This window comes from Acinetobacter sp. Ac_3412 (assembly GCF_013072675.1).
In the GTDB taxonomy this organism is placed as follows: Bacteria; Pseudomonadota; Gammaproteobacteria; order Pseudomonadales; family Moraxellaceae; genus Acinetobacter; species Acinetobacter higginsii.
In genome coordinates, this window is sequence record NZ_LXUJ01000014.1 from 25,867 (window position 1) to 47,073 (window position 21,207).

Genomic DNA, 21,207 nt, shown 5'->3' on the forward strand with positions numbered 1-21,207 from the left:
TGGCCTTGTGGTACAAGGCTTTTCTCAGGGCTATTTTTATTTGAGAATCGGAAATGACATCATCACAAAATTGCCCGTGTGGGCAGGGGCAATATGCTGCGTGCTGTCAGCCTTTGCACTTAAAACAGCAAGTTGCTCAAACTGCAGAGCAATTGATGCGCTCGCGTTATAGTGCTTTTGCCTTGCAGCAGATTGACTATATTTTGCAAACGACTGCCTTGGGGCAGCAAAGTGCTTTAGATCGGGCAGCGATTGCCGACTGGAGTCAATCGAACCAATGGCTCAAATTGGAAGTAGTGCAGCATCAACCCAAGCTGGATAAAACCCATGCGTTGGTTGAATTTAAGGCGCATTATCATGATGGTACGCAAGCCCATGTTCATCATGAAATTTCACATTTTGTATTGCATCAACAGCAGTGGTATTTCCTGGACCCGACTCTGGATATGCAAATCACCATGAAACAACCCTGCATTTGTGGCTCGGGGAAAAAATTTAAGCAATGTTGTGCGCAATTCATCTAAGTTTGTCTTAGAATAGCGCACACTTTTACGCCTGATTTAGGGATGTAGGCAGATGTTACTCACCGTAATTTATATTATTGCCATTACTGCGGAAGCGATGACTGGTGCATTGTCAGCGGGCCGACGTAGTATGGACTGGTTTGGTGTGGTGCTGATTGCCTGTGTCACGGCCTTAGGCGGTGGTTCGGTACGTGATGTGCTGTTAGGACATTATCCTTTAACCTGGGTCAAGCATCCTGAATATTTGGTGCTGACCTGTATTGCAGCCTTTGTCACTATTATTATTGCCAAGTGGATGCGCCATCTGCGCAACATCTTCTTGGTACTGGATGCCTTGGGTTTAATTGGTTTTACCATCATTGGTTGTCAGATTGCCTTATCGATGGGACATGGCTTCGTAGTGTCAGCGGTCGCTGGGGTGTTAACGGGAGTATCAGGCGGTATTCTGCGCGATATTTTGTGTAATGACGTACCTTTGGTGTTCCGTCGTGAGCTCTATGCCAGTATTTCCTTTGTGGCGGTAATTTGTTATTGGGTGTGCTTGGAAGTTGGTTTGCCACACGATCTTACCGTGATTTTTACTTTGGTTTTTGGCTTTACCTTACGTTTGATTGCGATCTATTTTGGTTTGGAAATGCCGAAATTTATTTATAAAGAAAATGATGCGGAATCTGCGTCCTCAACCGATGAGCATTGATTGGAAAGCATGCCTGCAATTTAGTTTATTGCAGGTTTAATGCCTACTTAGAATTATTGATCTTAAATATGATCACTTTTATACGATTATTAAATTAAAAATGAATCTTTTATCTGTGCAAGAAATGGCTCCTGAAGTGATGGAGTTAGATGTAAGTGAGCAAATAAAAACAGGACTTAATTATTGTCTAGGGCGTAATGGAGTCGTTCAAAATCTCTTGTTGGGTAGAAATTGGTTATGGATTGCTGCTACCTATAATCAATCACTTGTTGCTGAATATAATTGGGCTTCAACTTGGATGGCGCAACCCATCTATAATGAAAATGACATGATTTATACTGAAGAGCTTGAGGCACTTGCTGAACAAGGTAATGTTGCGGCTTTATATCTGTTAGGTGTTTACTATTCAGGTTCGAATGAAGATGAACATTTGGATATTGATCTTGCATTAAAATATTATGAGAAAGCCGTACAGCAGCAGTTTCCGCCTGCGATTAATAATCTTGCAGATAAATATGAAAATGGCACTGGCGTTGCAAAAAATTTAAAAATAGCCTTTGAGTTTTATTCTGCCGCAGCCAATCACGCAATTGCAGCATCTCAGTTTAGCTTGGGTCTTTTTTATTTAAAGGAACTTTATGTTGAGAAAGATGACGAAGTCGCTAGAGAGTGGTTAAAAAAGGCGGAGAAAAATGGCTGGTTTCCAGCATCGGAAATTCTATTGAATATGCTGCATTAAGCTTAACAAGACACCATTTGACGTTTAAACAACAACAAGGGCTTGTCACAACGCCTGCATCCACATAGCATACAAAACATTGACGATAATAAATGATTTTGGATGACTCGCTGAAATGACCAGCCTTGCACATCATGCAACAGAAAACCGTTCCGTAGCCGAATTCACTGAACAGGCTTACTTGAACTATGCCATGTACGTGATTATGGATCGTGCATTGCCCCATATCAGTGATGGTTTAAAGCCTGTACAGCGCCGTATTGTCTATGCGATGAGTGAGCTGGGCTTAAAGTCGACAGGCAAACCGAAAAAATCGGCACGTACTGTGGGTGACGTACTCGGTAAATACCATCCACATGGTGACTCCGCCTGTTATGAAGCGATGGTATTGATGGCGCAGCCATTTAGCTATCGCTATCCATTGGTTGAAGGTCAGGGCAACTGGGGTTCACCTGATGACCCAAAATCATTTGCGGCCATGCGTTATACCGAAGCCAAACTTTCGGCTTATAGTGAATTATTGCTGAGTGAGCTTGGGCAGGGTACTAGCGAATGGCAGGATAACTTTGACGGTTCGATGAAAGAGCCAATCACCTTACCTGCACGTATTCCCAATATTTTATTGAATGGTACCACGGGTATTGCGGTAGGGATGGCAACCGATATCCCGCCACATAACTTACGTGAAGTGGTGAAAGGCACCATTGCGCTGATTCGTAACCCTGAAACCACTGATGAAAAATTAGCAGAATATATTCCTGCACCAGATTTACCGACCAAAGCGGAGATTATTACTCCGCCTGAAGAATTACTCAAAATTCAAACCACAGGTCGTGGTAGTTATCGTGTTCGAGCAGTGTATACGGTCGAAAAAAATGAAATCGTGATTAGCGAATTGCCCTATCAGGTTTCTGGCTCAAAGGTTGTGACTCAAATTGCCGATCAAATGATTGCCAAGAAGTTGCCACTGGTTGCCGATATTCGAGATGAGTCTGATCATCGCAATCCAACCCGTTTGGTGATCGTGCTGCGTTCTAATCGTGTCGATGCAGAAACGGTGATGAGTCACTTGTTTGCAACAACGGATTTAGAATCAAGCTATCGTGTCAACCTGAACATGATTGGGGCGGATGGTCGTCCACAGGTAAAATCGATTCGCCGAATCTTGTTAGAGTGGATTGAGATTCGTAAGCAAACCGTGACCCGTCGTTTGCAATATCATTTAACCAAAATTGAAAAGCGTTTACATATTTTGGCAGGTCTTTTAATTGCCTACTTAGATATTGATACCGTGATTCGGATTATTCGTGAAGAAGACCAGCCAAAACCTGTATTAATGCAGCATTTTGGTATTGATGAGATTCAAGCTGAAGCAATTTTAGAACTCAAGCTTCGCCATTTAGCCAAGCTTGAAGAAATGGAAATTCGCCGTGAGCAAGAAGAACTCGAAGCCAAGGCCGCCATTATTCGTGAGCAATTGGCAAATCCAGAATCATTGAAAAATCTTATTATCAGTGAATTAAAAGAAGACGCGAAAAAATTTGGTGATGATCGCCGTTCACCAATTGTTGCCCGTGCAGATGCGGTACAGATCAAAGAGCAAGATTTAATGCCAGCCGAAGCGGTGACCGTGGTGTTGTCAGAAGCTGGATGGGTACGTGCTGCCAAAGGTGCGGAAGTGGATGCTGCTAATCTTAACTTCCGAGCAGGGGACCAGTATTTAAGTCATGCTGTGGGTAAAACTAATCAGCGGGTGTACTTCTTGGATCAAACAGGGCGTAGTTATGCCTTGCCAATTAGCAGCTTACCGTCGGCGCGTGGCTTAGGAGAACCGCTCAGTTCAAAACTATCTCCAGCCAGTGGGGTTTCATTTATCCAAGTCTTTATTGATGACGATAATAGTGAATTACTTGCGGTCAGTTCTAAAGGTTATGGCTTTAAAACCCAAGCTGCGCAATTGGATACCAATGCCAAAGCTGGTAAGGCATTCTTGACAGTTGCAGATAAGGGAACGGCTTTACCATTGCTTCCAATTCAGCAAGCAAGCCATGTCGCGATTCTCAGTTCTTCAGGGCGTTTATTGATTATTGATTTAGCTGAACTTCCAGTTCTGAATAAAGGTAAAGGTAACAAGTTGATACAACTTGATGAAAAAGAGCAAATTTTATCCATGACAACCCTGAGTTTAGATGAAATAATCCAAGTCGCTGCAGGACAACAGCATCTAAAACTGAAAGGGGACGATCTCCAAAAATATCTAGGAAAAAGAGCAACAAAGGGGCAACTTTTACCACGCGGATATCAAAAAGCAAATAGACTCTTCATTCAGAGATAAGGCTAGTATTCTGTGATACAAATACGTTATATATGACAATGTATTCATATTGTTTGAATAGATTGACAGGGCAATTCAAAAAGTTAAAAAAAATGTTTTGTCATGGACGTAACGTTGTTACATTTTTAAGGATTACCACTCGGAGATAATGGCATTATGGAAAAGATTTGGTTTGCTGAATACCAAAAGACAGGAATTCCAGAAACAGTTGAACTGCCTGCTGAAAACACCTCACTTGTTGATATTTTTGAACGCAATTTCCAAAAATTTGGTTCACGTGATGCCTTTATCTTCATGGATAAAGTTTTAACGTTTAATGAATTAGAAGTCGCTAGCCGTAAATTCGCTGCTTATTTACAGAGCTTAGGTTTAGCTAAAGGATCGCGTGTTGCGGTCATGATGCCGAACGTTTTCCAATACCCTGTGGTTGCTTTAGGTGTATTCCGTGCAGGTTTAGTGCTTGTAAACGTGAATCCACTGTACACAGCACGTGAGCTTGAGCATCAATTGAATGACTCTGGTGCTGAAGTGTTGGTCATCATTGAAAACTTTGCCAGCGTTTATCAAAGCATTATTGGTAAAACACCTGTGAAGCATGTTGTGGTGGCTTCAGTAGGTGACATGTTGGGTACATTAAAAGGTACCTTGGTCAACTTTGTTTTACGTAAAGTACGTAAGCAGATTCCAGCGTGGAATATCCCTGGGCATACCAAATTCAATGCGGCATTAAGCAAAGCCAATCCAAGCAACTATAAGCGTCCAAGCTTAACCTTAAGTGATACTGCGGTACTCCAATACACGGGTGGTACAACAGGTGTGTCTAAAGGTGCTGAATTGACGCATCGTAACCTTGTTGCAAACTTACTTCAGTGTGAAGCAATTTTCTCAAGCAAGTTTGGTGCTTCTGACAGCGCGAAAGGTGATCGCATTGTTTGTGCATTGCCGCTTTATCATATCTTTGCGTTCATGGTATGCGCGCTTTACGGTATGTACAAAGGCCAAGCTAATATCTTAATTCCAAATCCGCGTGACTTGCCAGCAGTGGTTGGTGAATTACGTAAATACCAGCCATCATTCTTCCCAGCAGTAAACACATTGTTTAATGCTTTAGTGAACAATGAAGAGTTCAAACAACTTGACCATAGCAATTTGAAGATGGCAATGGGTGGTGGTATGGCGGTATTGCCTTCAACTGCGGCAGCATGGAAAAAGATCACAGGTACAACCATTATTGAAGGTTATGGTTTATCTGAGACTTCACCTGTTGCAACGGCGAACCCACCTGCAACAACTGAATTTAGTGGCACCATTGGTATTCCATTGCCATTAACAGAAGTTGCAATTTTGGATGATGACGGTAAAGAAGTTGCACTGGGTGAACAAGGTGAAATTTCAATTCGCGGCCCTCAAGTCATGAAAGGCTATTGGAACCGTGCAGATGAAACTGCCAAAGTGATGACCGCTGACAATTTCTTCCGTACTGGTGATATCGGTGTGATGGATTCACGTGGTTATGTGAAGATTGTTGACCGTAAAAAAGACATGATCTTGGTCTCTGGCTTCAACGTTTATCCAAGTGAAATTGAAGAAGTGATTGCGAAACATCCTAAAGTATTGGAAGTGGCTGCGATTGGTGTTCCTGATGAAAAATCAGGTGAAGTACCAAAGTTATTCATCGTGAAAAAAGATCCTTCTTTAACGACTGAAGAAATTATTGCTTATGCAAAACAAAACCTAACAGGTTATAAGTGCCCACGTTATGTTGAGTTTATGGAAGAGTTACCGAAATCAAACGTAGGTAAAATCTTACGTAAAGACTTACGTAAACCAGCTTAAGTACATCGCTAAAAAAACGCCGCAATCGCGGCGTTTTTTTTATTTGGATTTATTTAGTACGATTTGATTTCATGAGCCAGCGATCGATATAAGGACGGCCTATGCCTACAATACCGACAAACACCACCATCGTTGCCAGTTGGAAACGTAAACGGGTTGGATCGATACCATTAAAACTAAAATAATTATCAGTAATAGCATACAGCACAATCACTGCTAGCCAGTGCCATAGAGTCAAACGGTAAATGCCAACCGCATAAAAGGCAACTGTTAGAATGACAAATGTGCCCAAGGTGGACTGCCAATTTAGATTGGCACAAATCACACTGAGTAGAAATGCCATGATTGGGAGCACAACTTTCAACACACGATCAACCAAGAGTTGATGTTGTCGTTGCTGTGCCAAAACATCAAACATTTCTTTTTGATCTTGCTGCTGCATAGTTTGACCTTAAAACTGTATGAAAAAACACAACTTTTACACAAAAACGTGGTGTAAAAGAAACGCTTGTAGAACAAGCACAAATGAAAGTTCAATAAATTATAGATTATGATAGCATGATCAGAAGAACTTCAAATGATGGATCTCAGCATGCAAGGTATTAGCGGCATTATATTGATGATTATAGTCGCATGTTTGTTGCCGTATGTATTTACCTTGATTGCAAAATCGAAAGGTGGTTTTCAAGCAAAGGATAATCAAAATCCGCGTGAGTTTTTAGCCAAAACCACTGGCTTGTCCGCACGCGCCAATGCCGTGCAACAGAATAGCTTTGAAAGTTTACCTTTGTTTATTGCTGCGATTTTGATGGCAGAATATATGGTCGTGCCAGAACGTTTTATTCTTACGCTGGGTTGGGCTTATATCGTATTCCGTGTGATTTATGGCATCTGTTATCTAGCCAATTTGGCAACTTTGCGTTCAATTATTTGGTTTTTCTCTCTGCTTTGTCCAATTTTACTGTTCGTGATTACTATTAAAATGACTTAAGCGCAGCTGGATAGAAAATTCTCCAGCTGTTTGCATATCTAGCATCATTTTCATTGTATTCACGTTATAATCTGTCCGATTTACATCTGACTTCACAATATTAAACGAGTGTTGATATGAGTTATAGCAATATTCCTGCGGGTAAAGACGCACCTAATGACATCTATGTCATCATCGAAATTCCTGCAAATGCAGCGCCAATCAAATATGAAATCGATAAAGATTCAGATGCGTTATTTGTAGACCGTTTCATGGGTACAGCAATGTTCTACCCAGCAAACTACGGTTATGTACCAAATACATTGTCTGAAGATGGTGACCCATTAGACGTACTTGTTGTAACTCCACATCCTGTTGCTGCTGGTTCTGTGATTCGTTGCCGCCCAGTAGGCAAATTAAAAATGGAAGATGATGGTGGTATCGATGCGAAACTGATCGCTGTTCCACACGAAAAATTATCTCCATTGTATAAAGATGTTCAAGAATATACGGATCTTCCGCCGTTATTGATCAGCCAAGTTGAGCATTTCTTTGCTCACTACAAAGATTTAGAGCCTGGTAAATGGGTAAAAATCAGTGGTTGGGAAGGTGCTGACGTTGCGAAAGCTGAAGTACTTAAAGCAATCGAAGCTGCTAAAAAGTAACTTTGAGATGCTCGACCAGATTTTAAAAATTTAAAATCTGGTCATAAAAAAACTCCATTCATTTGAATGGAGTTTTTTTATTGCTTGATCAACTGCGAATTAGAATAATTTCACAGGAATATCAAGCCAGATACGCCATTCGTTGGTATCACCGATATAAAGCTTATCGTAAGCATCGCTTGCACGGTAATATGAGTGACGTAAACGTAAGCTCGCATCTTTGGCAAAACCAGATTGAACCGTGTATTTCACTTGGTTAAAGAACTCACGTTCTTGTGCAGTATCGGCTACATCTTTAATTTTAATGTCCCAACCATAAACGAATGCAGTCGTCCAGCTTAAACCAGGAACACCATAGCCACCGAAGTCTACGTTATATTGTAACTGTGCAGACTTTTCTTGGTTACCAATGAAGTCAGACAGGTAAGAGTTTGGCAAATAGATACTTTGAGCGCCATCAGCGTTCTCGCCGTAGTCATAACCTGTATTACCATTATTTTGTTGGTAAGCCAGCATCACACTATGTGGGCCTGTGTTATAAGTCGTAGAAAGCGCCCAGATGGTATTTTTGCGATTAGACAAGTCATCAGTCGTACTTGAATACGTATTTGCCTTTTCATCCCATTTAGTGTGGTAAGCACTTAAGTCATACGTCAAACCACTGTCTTTATCTAACGCTTGCTTATAATTCATATTGATATAATGACGATCTAGCTTATCTTTGCTATCCAAGCCAAAGTACGCCGCATTTAAGTTGTCATCAAATTTGTATTTTGCGCCCCAAACCACAGCACGATCAAGTTTGCGGCCATCAGTATTGATTTGGTCAGAGTACTGATCTTTAGTGAATTTACCGGCAGTTAACTCTAAGCCATCAATTTCACGGCTTGTTGCCAAAACACCTTCAAAGTATTCAGGTACTAAACGTGCTGTATTACTTGCTAGAACAGGGATATCTAAGATTTGTGTACCGTAAGTCACAGTTGTATTTGAGATACGTGCTTTAACAAAACCGCCACCACGTGCCCAGTGGTCATAGGTATCGCCAGTATTGTCTTTACCATTTAAGCGTTCGCGAGGGATCATGCCGTTACCAGCATTATTGTTCGAGCCTAATTTAAAAGAGCCATCACCAATGATACCTGCACCAAAGCCAACTAAACCTTGAGTAAAACCGGTTTCAAGTTTTACCATTGCCGTTTGAGCATATGAGCTTGTGTCTTTGACACCATTCTTTTTGTCACGATTTAAATAACCAGTACGGAATAAAATATCCCCTTTGGCATCTTCAACAAGTCCTTTTGCTTCGCTTTGTTCGCTTGCATATGTTGAGGTAATTAACGCGGCATTAATCAAAACCGCTAAAGTAAGTTTATTTGCCTTTGGCATAGCTCGCCTCATTAAAAAAAATAAATTTGGGATAGAACCGAAATTTTGACCAATTGTATAAGTTATGCATAAAAAAGATAGATTTTTATTAAAATAATTTAATTAATATTAAATAAAATACTTATATAATTTTATGATTTGTTTCTCGTTTAAAAAACAGTCAAACTCAATTTAAGCTAATGATTTTTATATGTAAAATAATTTAATTTAGTTGTAAAATAAGCTGTATATTTTTTGATTTATTTTTATAAAAATATGTGATTTATTGCATTATTTTTTCTTTTTATTTAATGAGTTATTTTTTCTTTGTTTAAAAAATAAGCGCATCGGTTTGCAAAAAATACCATCCCGACGAATGACAGTGACTCATCAATCCAAAAGTTACAGATGTTCAGGCGAATTTAAGTTTTTTGCCGATGCACTTTTATGGAACACTGCTTACGTTTTCTGCACGATGCTTATCTTTTAAGCACTTTGTTGTTTTTTTACTACGTAGATATGCCTCTTTTTTGTGCAATAAATGTTCTTTATTTTAGTTGCGCTTCTAAATAGTTCAAAAAAACAGATCTTTTTTTGATAAAGATCAATTCCAATGCACAGATGACTGACGCTCGGCACTTTTATGGGACAAAATCGAGATTTAACCTAGTTTTTATAAAGTTGGCACAGCAATTGCTAATTACTTTGCGATGCAATTTAAAACATAAATCAGTCGAATATCCATCATGGGGGAGATCAATATGATGAAATTTGCATGTAAAGCAATCGCGTTGAGTATTTGTGCAGTGACTTCGACTTTTGCTATGGCGGAAGAAACAAATACATTATCTCAATACGGCCTTAGCTTTTCTGGAACCGCTGCTTTAACGACTGATTATCGTTATCGTGGTATTACTCAAACTGAAGGCGATCCTGCGGTACAAGGTGGCTTTGCATTAACGCATTCATCTGGCTTATATGCGGGTGTTTGGGCTTCAAATGTACATTTTAGTGCAGACAACCCAACTCATTTAGAGCTTGACCCATATGTCGGTTATGCAACTGAACTTCCATTTGCTAGTAAGCCAACTTTAGATGTGGGTTTATGGTACTACGGTTATCCAAGTTCATCGGATATTAATTGGTTAGAGCTATACGCTAAGTTAGGTTTTAAAAATGTACTCGCTTCTGGCGATAGTTTGCTAGGTGCTTTGAACTATACCAATGATTTTGCAGGTACAGATGAGAATGGCTGGTATGTGAATGCAACCTATAACATTCCATTCGCTGATACTGGTTTCGGTGGTGTCGCAAGTGTGGGTTATACCAAAGTAGATAACTATGACTTTAGCGACACAGGCGCTGAAGATGATAACTATGTGGACTGGAAAGTCGGGGTGACTTATAGCGTGAAATCGGTATCTGGTTTAACGGCTGAGTTAGCAGCGGTGGGTACTAATATTGATGCAGATGCTCAACCGTATAAACGTGGTACAGAAACTGGTGCAGTGTTTACTTTAACCAAAGCGTTCTAAGTTTCTTTGAGTGAAGAATAAATAAAAAAAGCCAGCATTGTTGCTGGCTTTTTTATTACTTAGACTTATTAAGTCTGATTAAAATATAGATAGTCCCATTCTGATAATCAGAAAAACTAAAAGGACAAGAAAAAATAATCTGATAAATTGGCTGCCATAGCGTAGTGCTAAAAAAACACCCACTAAAGAACCCATAATATTACAGATGGCGATCGTTAATCCGATTTCCCACAAGACATGGCCTGTTGGTATAAAAAATAAAAGTGCTGCGCTAAATGTCCCAAGGTTAACAACCTTTGCCGATGCAGAAGCATTGAGGAAATCAAAACCGAAAACTTTGACAAACAGGAAAAGCAGAAAACTTCCGCTACCAGGCCCAAAAACACCATCATAAAAGCCAATCAATCCGCCAAAAATGATTCCAAGCAAGATTTCTTTATAGCCACATTTGAGATAAGTACTTCGTGCGCCTAAATCCTTCTTCAGAAATGTATAGACAGCCATCAGGATGAGTAAAAAGAAAATGACATACGTCATCAATTGTTTTGGGATATAGGCAGTGGTCATTGCACCAATAAATGCAAATATAAATGCTGCAAGCATTGTAGGAATCAGAAGTTTCCACACAAAATTGATTTTATGAACAAATTTAAAAATAGAAGAGGCAGTTCCAGCCCAAACAGCTAACTTATTTGTACCAAAAACGGTCGCGATACTGTGTTGTGGCAAAGCATGTAATAAGGCAGGTATTTGTACTAAACCACCACCGCCAACTGCTGCATCAATCAGACCGCCACAGAAAGCAAAGAACCCTAAAGTCAGTAGGACGGTTTCATTAATCATCATATTAGCCAGTCTGAGAATTTTTTATGTTGTTAGCACTTTTGAAGGAACAGCATGCGAATCTTGTTAGATCATTATTAAACATCGTTTCTTTTGAACTTGCTGTTTTTTTATGCTGTTCAGGAACTAAAGTTTTGAATGTATAAAAATTATTTGCTTGGCTAAAAAGGTGCTTTTTATGCGCTATGAAGGATAGGTGTCGCTCATTTCAGTTGCATGATTAGAAATACTTTGCCTTAAAACTTAGAAAATATTGAGTTAATCTTTGTTAGTATTTGATTTTATTTGTCTTTTTTTTATTTTTGTGATTTGGCACAGCAATTGCTAATTAGCTTGTGATGCAATTTAAAGCTTAAAAATCAATTGAGTATCTAAAAATAGGGGGAGATCAATATGATGAAGTTTGCATGCAAGGCTGCTGTACTGGGAATGATGACTGCTACATCAACTTTGAGTTTAGCAGAAGAAACAAAACTACCATTTCCAGGCACTGTTACAGGAAATGTGAATGTAGTATCGAGCTACAATTTACGCGGCATGACCAACTCGCCAGAAAGTGATACACCCGCAGTGCAAGGGGGGCTGGATTATAGCCATAACAGTGGCTTCTATTTGGGCTATTGGTTTTCGACTTTAACAGCTGCCTATGCTGATTTTAATACTTCACCTACTGATGTGAAGGAAGAGAAAAAATCCTTCGAAAACGATTTTTACGCGGGCTATAAAGGCAAAATTACTGAAGATTTGGGCTATCAGATCGGGGGCACGGTTTATTACTATTATCCGGGTTGGGAATCGACAGGTTATGAAACCATCTTGGGTTTGAGCTATAAAGATTTCAGCATTACCGCGCAGACTTTGTTGAATAATGTCACCTTCGGAAACAAAGGCGATACTTATTTCTTAGCGACCTATGCGCCAAAACTTGCAGGTGGATTTACAGGTAAAGCGCAAGTTGCAGCCTATTATTATGGTGATGACGACGAGTATCTGGCTTATCAAGCCAAAGCTGGCGATGTAACTAAAACGGATTTTGCTTTCCGTCATGCAACACTGGGTTTATCACATCCTTTGGGCAATACCGGCGCAACGTGGAGTCTGGATTATATTTTTGGCGGCTATACCCGTGATGAAACCAAACAAAAGAATAAAGTGGTATTAGCTTTAGGTTATGCCTTCTAATTGAGTCTGATCCATAAAAAAGCGACCTCAAGGTCGCTTTTTTAGCTTTGCTGACCGCGGTAGGACAAGGCTTCAGTGATATGGCCACTACTGATGAATTCACTTTCTGCTAGATCTGCAATGGTTCGAGCCACTCTTAACACCCGATGATAGGCACGAGCAGAAAGGTTGAGCCGCTGTTGTGCCATTTCAATAATTTTTATTGAGCTGTCATCTAATAAGGCATGCTGTTCCAATAATTTTGGAGAGAGCGCTTGATTTAAACAATGTTGTCTTTGGATCTGTTTTTCATAAGCATTGATGACGCGCTGTCGTACCGTGTCAGAGTTTTCGGTTGGGGTACGATCCTGTAATTCTTGTGCCTGTAAAGGTGGAACATCAATATGTAAATCAATCCGATCTAATAGCGGGCCTGAAATTCGATTTTGATAGCGTTGGATACTATCCAGAGAACATTGGCAACGACTATCCTGATTAAAGGCATAACCACATGGGCAGGGGTTCATTGCTGCAATAAATTGAAAATTTGCAGGAAAAGTCATTTGCCTTGCTGCACGAGAAATCACAATTTCTTTGGACTCTAGCGGTTGACGCAAGACTTCGAGGACTTTGCGGTCAAATTCGGGTAATTCATCCAGAAATAATACACCCAAATGTGCCAAGGTAATTTCACCAGGTTTGGGTTGTGAGCCACTGTAGTATACTCAAATAGAATTCAAAGAATGGCAATTTAAAGATAATTTTATGGCAAAAATATCTAAATAGATTTCTCAACTTACCTTAAATAAGTTTCAAAACTTTATAAGTTACAGGAAATAATGTGCAAAAACTCAAACAAGTACGAACTATAAAGCCAACAAGAAGAAGTGTATCAGGTCAAATTTGCTTTGAAGGCTCATATATTCCTTTTGAATCGACATTAGAAAGAGATTTTCTAATTTTTCATACATTCAGAAAAGATGTCATTGATCTTGTAGCACAACCCATTTCGATCCCTTTTATTAAAAATGGAGTTGAATATGAATATACTCCAGATTATTTTGTTCAATTTTATACTGGAGGGGATTATGAGAGCCATGAAACAAAGCCTATGATAGTTGAAGTAAAGCCGTTCTCTGAATGGAAAGAAAATTGGAGAGATTGGTCTGATAAGTGGAAAGCAGCTATTCAATATTGTAAGGAACAAGATTTTAGATTTAAAATTTATGATGAAAATAGAATAAGACATAAAGCACTGATAAATATAAATTATATTAATAAATTTAAGAACTCATATTTTGATGATTCAGAAAAAAAGTGTGTTATTGAACAAGTACAATTAATGGGAGGAACCACCATAGGTTATCTATTGGAAAGGTTCTTTAAGGGGTCACTATATCGCACAAATGGTAGAAACTTAATTTTCCACTTATTAGCAAACAAGCATCTGGAATTTGATTATTGGGATGAACTTACAGAGTTGAGCGAGGTGTGGTGTGAATAATATAGAAAATCTTAATTGTTCGGTAGGATTTAGTATTGAACGCTCACATATAAGGATAAATAAAGGAAGTATTTATTTAAATACAATTGATAATGTGGAATATCAATTAATTGAAGTAATTGATATTAATCAGTGTTTATTCAGAAACTTACAGACTAATGAAAATAAATTGATGTCAATTAATGAGTTTAGAAATGTAATTAAACATGATGGGGCAAATATCAGCATTGATTCTAATTTAATTTGTGATGAAGATTGGGAGAAAGCTCAATTTAAATATGAAGCTATTCAACCACTTATATCATTAAGTGGTGATTATATCGGAACTAAGGGATTAGAAAAAAGAGCAAATGAGTGCAATGTAAGTACTAGAACAATTAGAAATTGGATGGCAGCTTTTGAAACTACTGGCTCAATTGTTTCACTATTAGAGCAAAAAAGAGGTTGGTCAACGGGAAAAGTCCGCTTAGAAAGAGATAGCGATCAATTAATAAGGGACGTAATAAAGGACTATTTTTTAACAAAACAACGACCATCAGTCGAAGCTACGATCAGAGAAGTATATAGACGTTGCAATAAGCTAAAAATGAAGGAACCAAGCAAGAATGCAATTCGTTTGAGAATTAGCCAAATACCTGAAAAAGAATATTTAAAAGGGAGAGGTTTTCGAGAAAAGGCACGAAATAAGTTCACAGCAAAACCAGGTCATTTCCCTGACGCTGATCATCCACTAAGTGTGGTTCAAATTGACCATACACTTGCTGACGTTATTTTAGTTGATGACAAATATAGGAAACCTATTGGTCGACCATGGGTTACTTTAGCTATAGATGTCTATAGCAGAATGATAACTGGGTTCTATGTATCATTAGATGCACCTTCAGTTACATCAGTCGCGATGTGTTTGAGTAGAAGTATTTTAACTAAAGATAAGTTACTTCATGATTTAGGAATAACAGATATCGAATGGCCAGTTTATGGATATCCTCATAAAATACATGTTGATAATGGACCAGATTTTCAATCTTTGAACTTAAAGAAATCTTGTGCCCTTCATGGCATCAATATTGAATTTAGACCCTTAGCTAGACCTGAATTTGGTGGACACATTGAACGATTGATTGGAAGCTTCATGAAGAAAATTCATGAAATTCCAGGAACAACATTTTCTAATCTATCTCAAAGAATAGAGTATGATTCTGAAAAAAATGCAATTTTTACCTTTGATGAGTTTGAAAAATACATAGCACTTCATATTTCTAAAGTATATCACTTGACTAATCATTCTTCTTTGGAAATAGCACCAATTCAAAAGTGGAGAATCGGTATATTCGGGGATTCAATGAATGAAGGGATTGGGATACCAACAATTCCAGCAGACGAACAGACTCTTATTTTAGATTTTATGCCTTATTGGAAACGTACAGTCCAACATACTGGGGTTTGTATCGATAAACTTGATTATTATGATACTTGTTTGAATCCATTTATTAATACAAAAGATGATAATGGTAAGGCTAAAAAATATGTATTCCGACGTGATCCTCGAGATATCAGTAAGATTTGGTTTTATGATCCAATCATTAAAAAATACTTTAAAGTTCCATTTGCAAACCAAGTATTACCACAAATGAGTGTATGGGAGTTTAAACAACTGTCCAAAATTGTCTTAGAAAAACATAATACTATAAATCAACAGCTTATTTATCAAGCTTGGGATGAGATGCAATCTTTGGTTTCAAATGCTGAAGCAAATACGCAAAGAATTCGTAGACAGCAGCAACGAAAGAAAATTCATAAAAAATCACAAGATATATATGAAAGTCAAGCAATTGAATCGAGTGTAGAGAGAAAGAAATTGAATATTGATGAGGAGCAATTTTCTCAAAATATTGGTTATTATGAGGATATTGAATAATGTTAGATGAATATCAGCATGTACATGAAAAATTTAGACATATCTTATTTCTTTCAGAAAAAGAAAGACTTGCATTTTTAGATGAACCACGTTGGATAGGATATTCAACTGCTAATACAATTATTGATAATTTACAAGGTTTGATGAATAAAACTAAACGGCCGAGAATGCCTAATTTATTAATTATTGGGGACTCGAATAACGGTAAAACAACTTTAATAAATCATTTTAATAAAAAATTTGGAGTTACATATCTAAATGATAATCAAGATGCTGTGATACCAATAGTCACGATTCAAGCTCCTCCTTCTGCAAATGAAAAAGAACTATATATTACGTTGATTGAATTTTTTGGTTTGCCCTATAGATCAACAAAATCATCTGTAGATTTAAGATATCAGGTCTTACACGCATTTCGTGAATTGAATGTAAAAATGCTAATTATTGATGAAATACATTCATTATTAACTGGTACCCCAAGACAACAGCGTCAAATAATGAATACTATAAAATTGATCTGTAACGAGCTTCAAATTCCAATTGTTGGTGTTGGTACCAAAGATGCTATAAGGGTTTTACATACTGATCCGCAACATGCTAGTCGTTTTGATGTAGCTGAAATTCCGATTTGGTCTAATAACAACGATTTCAAAAAATTATTAGGCAGTTTTGAAAAAATTTTGCCCTTAAAGAAGGCATCAAATTTACAAAACTCAGAATTAGCCACACAAATTCACCATATTAGTGAGGGTAATTTGGGCAATATCCATAGGTTGTTAGTCGAATGCACTAGCGATGCTATAAATCAGGGCGAAGAATTTATTACACTTAATAATATTAAGGATAAATCATGGTTAAGGCCGACCCAAGGTTTAAGAAAAATCATAAAATAAATCAATTGCCGATCAAAACAAAGTTTTATGAAGATGAAAGTATTAGTTCATGGATGATCAGAGCAGCATTAAATCAAGGGTGCACACCTCTTACGTTTACTCAATATTATTGGAGGCAACATAGACTATGGACATATGATTTAGATAAAGGTTTTGAACATTTTGATCCAAATATAACTTTAGATATTTCTAAATTAGCAAAAATTGACACTGAAAATCTTATTCAATTTAATACTTTTTCTTTAATTTATAAGCAATTAGAGTGTGGAAGTGATTTTTATAAAAAAAATACATCTTGGATAATTCCTTTGGCAAAGAGAAATCGAGTCCGGTTTCTTGGTTATCAATATTGCCCTTTATGTTTAATGGATGTAAATAAGCAACCATATTTAAGAATACATTGGAGGCTTACATGGAATATTTTTTGTACTTCTCATAAAGTTTTATTACAGAACAAGTGTCCTTCATGTGGAGAGGTTTATCAACCACAGCTCTTAGATGCAATGAGCAGGTACATTGATCATTGCTATCATTGTAAATCTATTCTTTATCTAGATATGACTCAACAAGTGATAGGTAATAGTATTAATAATGACCGAGCATTAAATTTTCAGTTGCGAGCTCATAATGTTTATATGAATGGGTCAGGACAACTATTAGGGCAAGATTTAAAATTTAAAGATTGGTTGGATACTATATTATTTTTTTTAAATATAATCAGAAAAGGATGTGAAAATCAAACTCATATGTTTGGATTAATACTTAAGGAATTTAATATTTCATTTAAAGAAAAATTATCTTTAATTGAACCACTGAGCATAAACTATTTATCAACTGTTATAAGATTTGAACTATTCTCCGTTCTAGAATTGATGATAAATGTAACAAAAGAAGAATGGGTTGATATATTGATAAAATGTAAAGTCACACAAAATAGCTTCCATTGGTCAAAAAATAGTGTAATTCCCAAAGGGTTCTATCCTATTTATCAATATCTTCCAGTCTCAAAAACAAAAAGAACTATAAAACGCGATTCTAATAGAATAAAAAGTAAGACAACTATAGAAAAAGAATGGCAAGCATTGAAAAAGAAGTTCATACGTTTAAGCTACTATGAAAAGAAAAAATTCTCATAATTATCAAAAATGTGATTGGTGTGGAAAATCACCAACAAAAATTCATCGTAGATATCATGACGAAGGTTATTGTGTTAATTGTTATAAAACATGGTTTACTTTAAAAACATGCTCACTGTGTAGTGAAAAGTCTAGGCTACATAAAAAAGAACAAAACCCGATATGTGAAAAATGTAAGAGGAAACAGCAATGTATTCGTTGTGATAAACCAGCATTAAAGGATGGTTCTAACACAACCTATGGTCGGGTTTGTAAAAGTTGCTATCAAAATTATTTTAAAGAAAAAAAGCAATGTGATATATGTTTGCAATTCAACAGAAAATTCATAAAAGACAAGCAAGATCCTAATAAAATTATATGTATTGTTTGTTACAGACACACTGCATATAAAACATGCCCAGAATGTAGAAAATATAGAAAACTAATGACTACTGACATGGGAGAGCTATGCAAAAAATGTGCATTAGACAATAAAATCAACTGTATAAGATGTAATGTTCTTATGTCACCTAGTTGTGGAAAGTACTGTTGGAGTTGTTATTGGTTAAACAAATCTGAGCATGATGTAAAACTTTGCTCTTGTTTGTTTAATTCTAAAAAAGTAAAAGAAGAATATTTAGATTTTAATAGATGGTTGGCTTTAAATTACGAAAATAATGTTGCTAGTATGAGAGCAAATAAGTATTTAGATTTTTTCATTAAATGTGATGATTTCTGGGGGAGAATTCCTGAATATGAAAAACTTATTAACATCTTTAAGCCTTACGGGCTTAGAAAAAATTTTGTGGTTATAAAGTGGTTGTGTAATTCAGGGAAAATTCATATTAATGAAAAAGTTAAACTAGAGGTTTCAGAATTAAGTAGAATTAATAACTTACTTAATAAATTTGATAATCATATTCCGATTTGCTTAAATAAATATTATTTATACTTGCAAGAAAAATTAGAAAATAAAAAGATTATTTTGCGAACAGTGCGGTTAGCATTACAACCTGCCGTTGAGATTATGCTCAAAAATAATTTAAAAAATGATGAGGTAATTAATCAAAAACAGATAAATAATTTTTTGGCAATAAAAAATGGTCAAAAAAATACAATTTCAGGATTTATCTCCTTTATCAATGAGTCATATAGTTTGGAGCTAAAATGCTTAATTAAGGATAATAGGAAATCCAATTTAAGAAGAAAAAAATACTTGGAAAAAGAATTGTTTGAATTAAATAAACTTTCAGAACTATCTACTAAAAATAAAGTGAAATGGATACTGTTGGCTACAGAATATTTTCATAATATAATATTGAAAAATAAGAAATATTATTATGAATTTGAAGGCGATTTTTTAGTTGTTAATTACAATTTTGAAAGTTACATTATACCTTTTCCTTTTTTATTTCAATGATATAGTCTAATGTATCAATAATTGTATTTAGTCTCAGTATAGTAAAACAATTTTTTAAAGAAAGGATTTGAAAGATAAATACAATAAATATTGTTGCAAAGAAATAGAACTTGAAATTTGGATTTTGATTTAAAAAAAATTGAACATTAGTATTGCTAAGTTGTGTTAGAATGAGTATAAATGTTGCTAATATTGTAGGGAAAATTCCAATTTTATCAATGCTTCCTGTTATAATTGAAGTTCTTTTATCAAAATTATCTCTCTCTAAAGTTATTTCTCTTTTTGTGAATTTTAAATCTTTAAGCTCAAAATCAGTCAATTGGGGTGAAAATTTAATTTTAGATCTTGTGCTGAATTCTGTATTTTGTAATAGGAGTTCTAAAGGGTTTTTAAAAAATGAAATAATACCTTTACGAGAATTATACATATCTATAGCGGTACTTAGAAATAAAGATAATTCTGCAAATATAATAAATATAAGTGCAACAAGCATCATAAATTGGTTCTTAAATATGAAGCCAATTCCAATTGAAAATAAAGAAAAACCTATCAATGTAAAACATATTGCTACACTTCCATAATAAGCTCGATTATTTTTTTTATTAAACCTTTTTCTTAACGCTGTTTCATATTTCTCTGATTGAAGTAAGACTTTTTTAATTTCTTTATGATTTGTATTCAACAAAAATTACACCTTTATTAAACTAATGCTATTAAAATTATCAGTAGTTAATGCTGCTTAATTGCTGATAATTCTGAGTTTTTATTAAAAGAACTTTCAATAGTTCTAATATAAAATTCTTCTGTAGTTTAAAAATAAATCTCAAAACTACTGTTCATGAATTATTAGAGGCCTGATTTTGCATAAGATCATCCAATACATCTCCTATTAAAGGGAGCTCATAGAATTGACTAATTTACATTTTCGAAGATGAAAGGTACTTAAATTTATTGAAGATTTCTAAAAGTTTAGCTTTTCTAGAACCCAATCTGCTAATCTGTACTTCGAATGCCATTTTGGGACTCCATTGAGCAAGTAGGTTTTGTTCGTGCCTTCCAACTCTTTGCCTGTCATTTTTTCATATTTAATTTTCATTGGTCAATACATTTTAATCAAGATTGTAGTTTTCTTCTAAAAAACCAATTAAAGAAATATTTTGCATATTCTCATTGAGTTGCACACCCATTCTTACAAGTATTTGACATACTGTTCTTATAGTTTATAGCTCTGTAAAGCAATTTGCATTACTGTATGTATTACATGGCTTTGGAGAGTTACGATGGCAACTGTATATTTTAGAGTTAATGACAGCCTTAAAGCGAAATCTTATGCAGTGCTAAAAGAACAGGGCATTGCACCAAATGATTTTTTTACCAGTGTCTTAGAATATATTGCTACGACTGGACGATTACCTATTCAGAAAATTATTGTATCTGACGAAGATGCTGATTTACTTGAGGTTGTTCTCAAACGACTTAATGACCCTAAAGATCAATTTGAGGAAATCACCCTAAATGACCTATAAGATTTTGCGTCATAAGGACTTTACAGATGAATGAAATGATTTACCCCTAGCAATGTGTCTTACACCAGGCCTTGATTGTGAGCAACTTAGGTTTAAAACTCAACCGTAGATCATCTACCATGCCACTAAGTGGTTAGTGCCTTTGAAAATGGGGGCGA

Annotated in this window: 19 protein-coding genes and 1 pseudogene; 15 read left to right on the forward strand and 5 right to left on the reverse strand. The window is 36.3% G+C overall.

The genetic code is table 11. The annotated features are described in order from the left end of the window. The first annotated feature begins 53 nt into the window (after positions 1 to 53). The 5 genes from A7P54_RS17275 to A7P54_RS17295 all read left to right on the forward strand — a co-directional run bounded on the left by A7P54_RS17275 (position 54) and on the right by A7P54_RS17295 (position 6,131). Entirely contained in the window at positions 54 to 524 is a 471-nt protein-coding gene (locus A7P54_RS17275; RefSeq protein ID WP_171550327.1) for a YchJ family protein, read from the forward strand. Positions 525 to 576: 52 nt separating this feature from the next. Further along, positions 577 to 1,221 (forward strand): trimeric intracellular cation channel family protein, encoded by a 645-nt coding sequence (locus A7P54_RS17280; RefSeq protein ID WP_171550328.1) that lies wholly within the window; start codon positions 577 to 579, stop codon positions 1,219 to 1,221. Positions 1,222 to 1,321: 100 nt separating this feature from the next. Beyond that, positions 1,322 to 1,960 carry a tetratricopeptide repeat protein gene (locus tag A7P54_RS17285; RefSeq protein ID WP_171550329.1) on the forward strand — a complete coding sequence of 213 codons (639 nt, stop codon included), beginning with the start codon at positions 1,322 to 1,324 and terminating at the stop codon, positions 1,958 to 1,960. 115 nt (positions 1,961 to 2,075) lie between these two features. Next, a complete protein-coding gene (gene parC, locus A7P54_RS17290) occupies positions 2,076 to 4,295 on the forward strand; it encodes a DNA topoisomerase IV subunit A (protein ID WP_171550330.1) in 2,220 nt (739 codons plus the stop codon). Positions 4,296 to 4,451: 156 nt separating this feature from the next. Beyond that, positions 4,452 to 6,131, forward strand: coding sequence for a long-chain-fatty-acid--CoA ligase (locus A7P54_RS17295; protein ID WP_005191709.1), 1,680 nt, complete (start codon positions 4,452 to 4,454; stop codon positions 6,129 to 6,131). A 49-nt stretch (positions 6,132 to 6,180) separates the two neighbouring features. Here A7P54_RS17295 and A7P54_RS17300 read toward each other — a convergent pair whose 3' ends face one another. Next, entirely contained in the window at positions 6,181 to 6,573 is a 393-nt protein-coding gene (locus A7P54_RS17300; RefSeq protein WP_171550331.1) for a hypothetical protein, read from the reverse strand. Positions 6,574 to 6,723: 150 nt separating this feature from the next. On the opposite strand from A7P54_RS17300, the gene A7P54_RS17305 reads away from it, so the two are divergent. Beyond that, positions 6,724 to 7,122 (forward strand): MAPEG family protein, encoded by a 399-nt coding sequence (locus A7P54_RS17305; protein WP_004802081.1) that lies wholly within the window; start codon positions 6,724 to 6,726, stop codon positions 7,120 to 7,122. A gap of 116 nt (positions 7,123 to 7,238) precedes the next feature. Continuing rightward, positions 7,239 to 7,766: an inorganic diphosphatase gene (gene ppa / locus A7P54_RS17310; RefSeq protein ID WP_004656389.1), complete on the forward strand. Its 528-nt coding sequence runs from the start codon at positions 7,239 to 7,241 to the stop codon at positions 7,764 to 7,766. A 99-nt stretch (positions 7,767 to 7,865) separates the two neighbouring features. On the opposite strand, the gene A7P54_RS17315 is transcribed toward ppa, so the two are convergent. Further along, on the reverse strand, positions 7,866 to 9,155 hold the full coding sequence (locus tag A7P54_RS17315; protein WP_171550332.1) for an OprD family outer membrane porin: 1,290 nt from the start codon (positions 9,153 to 9,155) through the stop codon (positions 7,866 to 7,868). A gap of 740 nt (positions 9,156 to 9,895) precedes the next feature. Here A7P54_RS17315 and A7P54_RS17320 point away from each other — a divergent pair. Then, on the forward strand, positions 9,896 to 10,669 hold the full coding sequence (locus tag A7P54_RS17320) for a TorF family putative porin (RefSeq protein ID WP_171550333.1): 774 nt from the start codon (positions 9,896 to 9,898) through the stop codon (positions 10,667 to 10,669). Positions 10,670 to 10,747: 78 nt separating this feature from the next. Here the strand turns inward: A7P54_RS17320 and A7P54_RS17325 are convergent, their stop codons facing one another. Further along, positions 10,748 to 11,512: a TSUP family transporter gene (locus tag A7P54_RS17325; protein ID WP_171550334.1), complete on the reverse strand. Its 765-nt coding sequence runs from the start codon at positions 11,510 to 11,512 to the stop codon at positions 10,748 to 10,750. A 393-nt stretch (positions 11,513 to 11,905) separates the two neighbouring features. Here A7P54_RS17325 and A7P54_RS17330 point away from each other — a divergent pair, with 393 nt between their 5' ends. Further along, positions 11,906 to 12,694, forward strand: coding sequence for a TorF family putative porin (locus A7P54_RS17330; RefSeq protein ID WP_171550335.1), 789 nt, complete (start codon positions 11,906 to 11,908; stop codon positions 12,692 to 12,694). A gap of 41 nt (positions 12,695 to 12,735) precedes the next feature. Here the strand turns inward: A7P54_RS17330 and A7P54_RS17335 are convergent. Then, positions 12,736 to 13,386: pseudogene (locus A7P54_RS17335) on the reverse strand (ATP-binding protein); the annotation flags it as partial. Positions 13,387 to 13,514: 128 nt separating this feature from the next. Here A7P54_RS17335 and A7P54_RS17340 point away from each other — a divergent pair. Genes A7P54_RS17340 through A7P54_RS17360 form a run of 5 tightly spaced genes read left to right on the forward strand, consistent with a single transcriptional unit; the run spans position 13,515 to position 19,523 of the window. After that, entirely contained in the window at positions 13,515 to 14,177 is a 663-nt protein-coding gene (locus A7P54_RS17340; RefSeq protein ID WP_171550336.1) for a TnsA endonuclease N-terminal domain-containing protein, read from the forward strand. After that, positions 14,170 to 16,095 carry a Mu transposase C-terminal domain-containing protein gene (locus tag A7P54_RS17345; RefSeq protein WP_171550337.1) on the forward strand — a complete coding sequence of 642 codons (1,926 nt, stop codon included), beginning with the start codon at positions 14,170 to 14,172 and terminating at the stop codon, positions 16,093 to 16,095. Before A7P54_RS17340 ends, A7P54_RS17345 begins: the two co-directional genes overlap by 8 nt. Then, positions 16,095 to 16,988 (forward strand): TniB family NTP-binding protein, encoded by an 894-nt coding sequence (locus A7P54_RS17350; protein ID WP_171550338.1) that lies wholly within the window; start codon positions 16,095 to 16,097, stop codon positions 16,986 to 16,988. The genes A7P54_RS17345 and A7P54_RS17350 overlap by 1 nt, the downstream gene beginning before the upstream one ends. Beyond that, positions 16,946 to 18,124, forward strand: coding sequence for a TniQ family protein (locus tag A7P54_RS17355; protein ID WP_171550339.1), 1,179 nt, complete (start codon positions 16,946 to 16,948; stop codon positions 18,122 to 18,124). Before A7P54_RS17350 ends, A7P54_RS17355 begins: the two co-directional genes overlap by 43 nt. Next, positions 18,102 to 19,523 carry a hypothetical protein gene (locus A7P54_RS17360; RefSeq protein WP_171550340.1) on the forward strand — a complete coding sequence of 474 codons (1,422 nt, stop codon included), beginning with the start codon at positions 18,102 to 18,104 and terminating at the stop codon, positions 19,521 to 19,523. Before A7P54_RS17355 ends, A7P54_RS17360 begins: the two co-directional genes overlap by 23 nt. Here A7P54_RS17360 and A7P54_RS17365 read toward each other — a convergent pair. Beyond that, positions 19,495 to 20,208 carry a hypothetical protein gene (locus tag A7P54_RS17365; protein WP_171550341.1) on the reverse strand — a complete coding sequence of 238 codons (714 nt, stop codon included), beginning with the start codon at positions 20,206 to 20,208 and terminating at the stop codon, positions 19,495 to 19,497. The two genes, A7P54_RS17360 and A7P54_RS17365, sit on opposite strands and share 29 nt — an antisense overlap. Before the next feature lie 595 nt (positions 20,209 to 20,803). Here A7P54_RS17365 and A7P54_RS17370 point away from each other — a divergent pair. After that, positions 20,804 to 21,049: a type II toxin-antitoxin system RelB/DinJ family antitoxin gene (locus tag A7P54_RS17370; RefSeq protein ID WP_171550342.1), complete on the forward strand. Its 246-nt coding sequence runs from the start codon at positions 20,804 to 20,806 to the stop codon at positions 21,047 to 21,049. Positions 21,050 to 21,207: the final 158 nt, after the last annotated feature.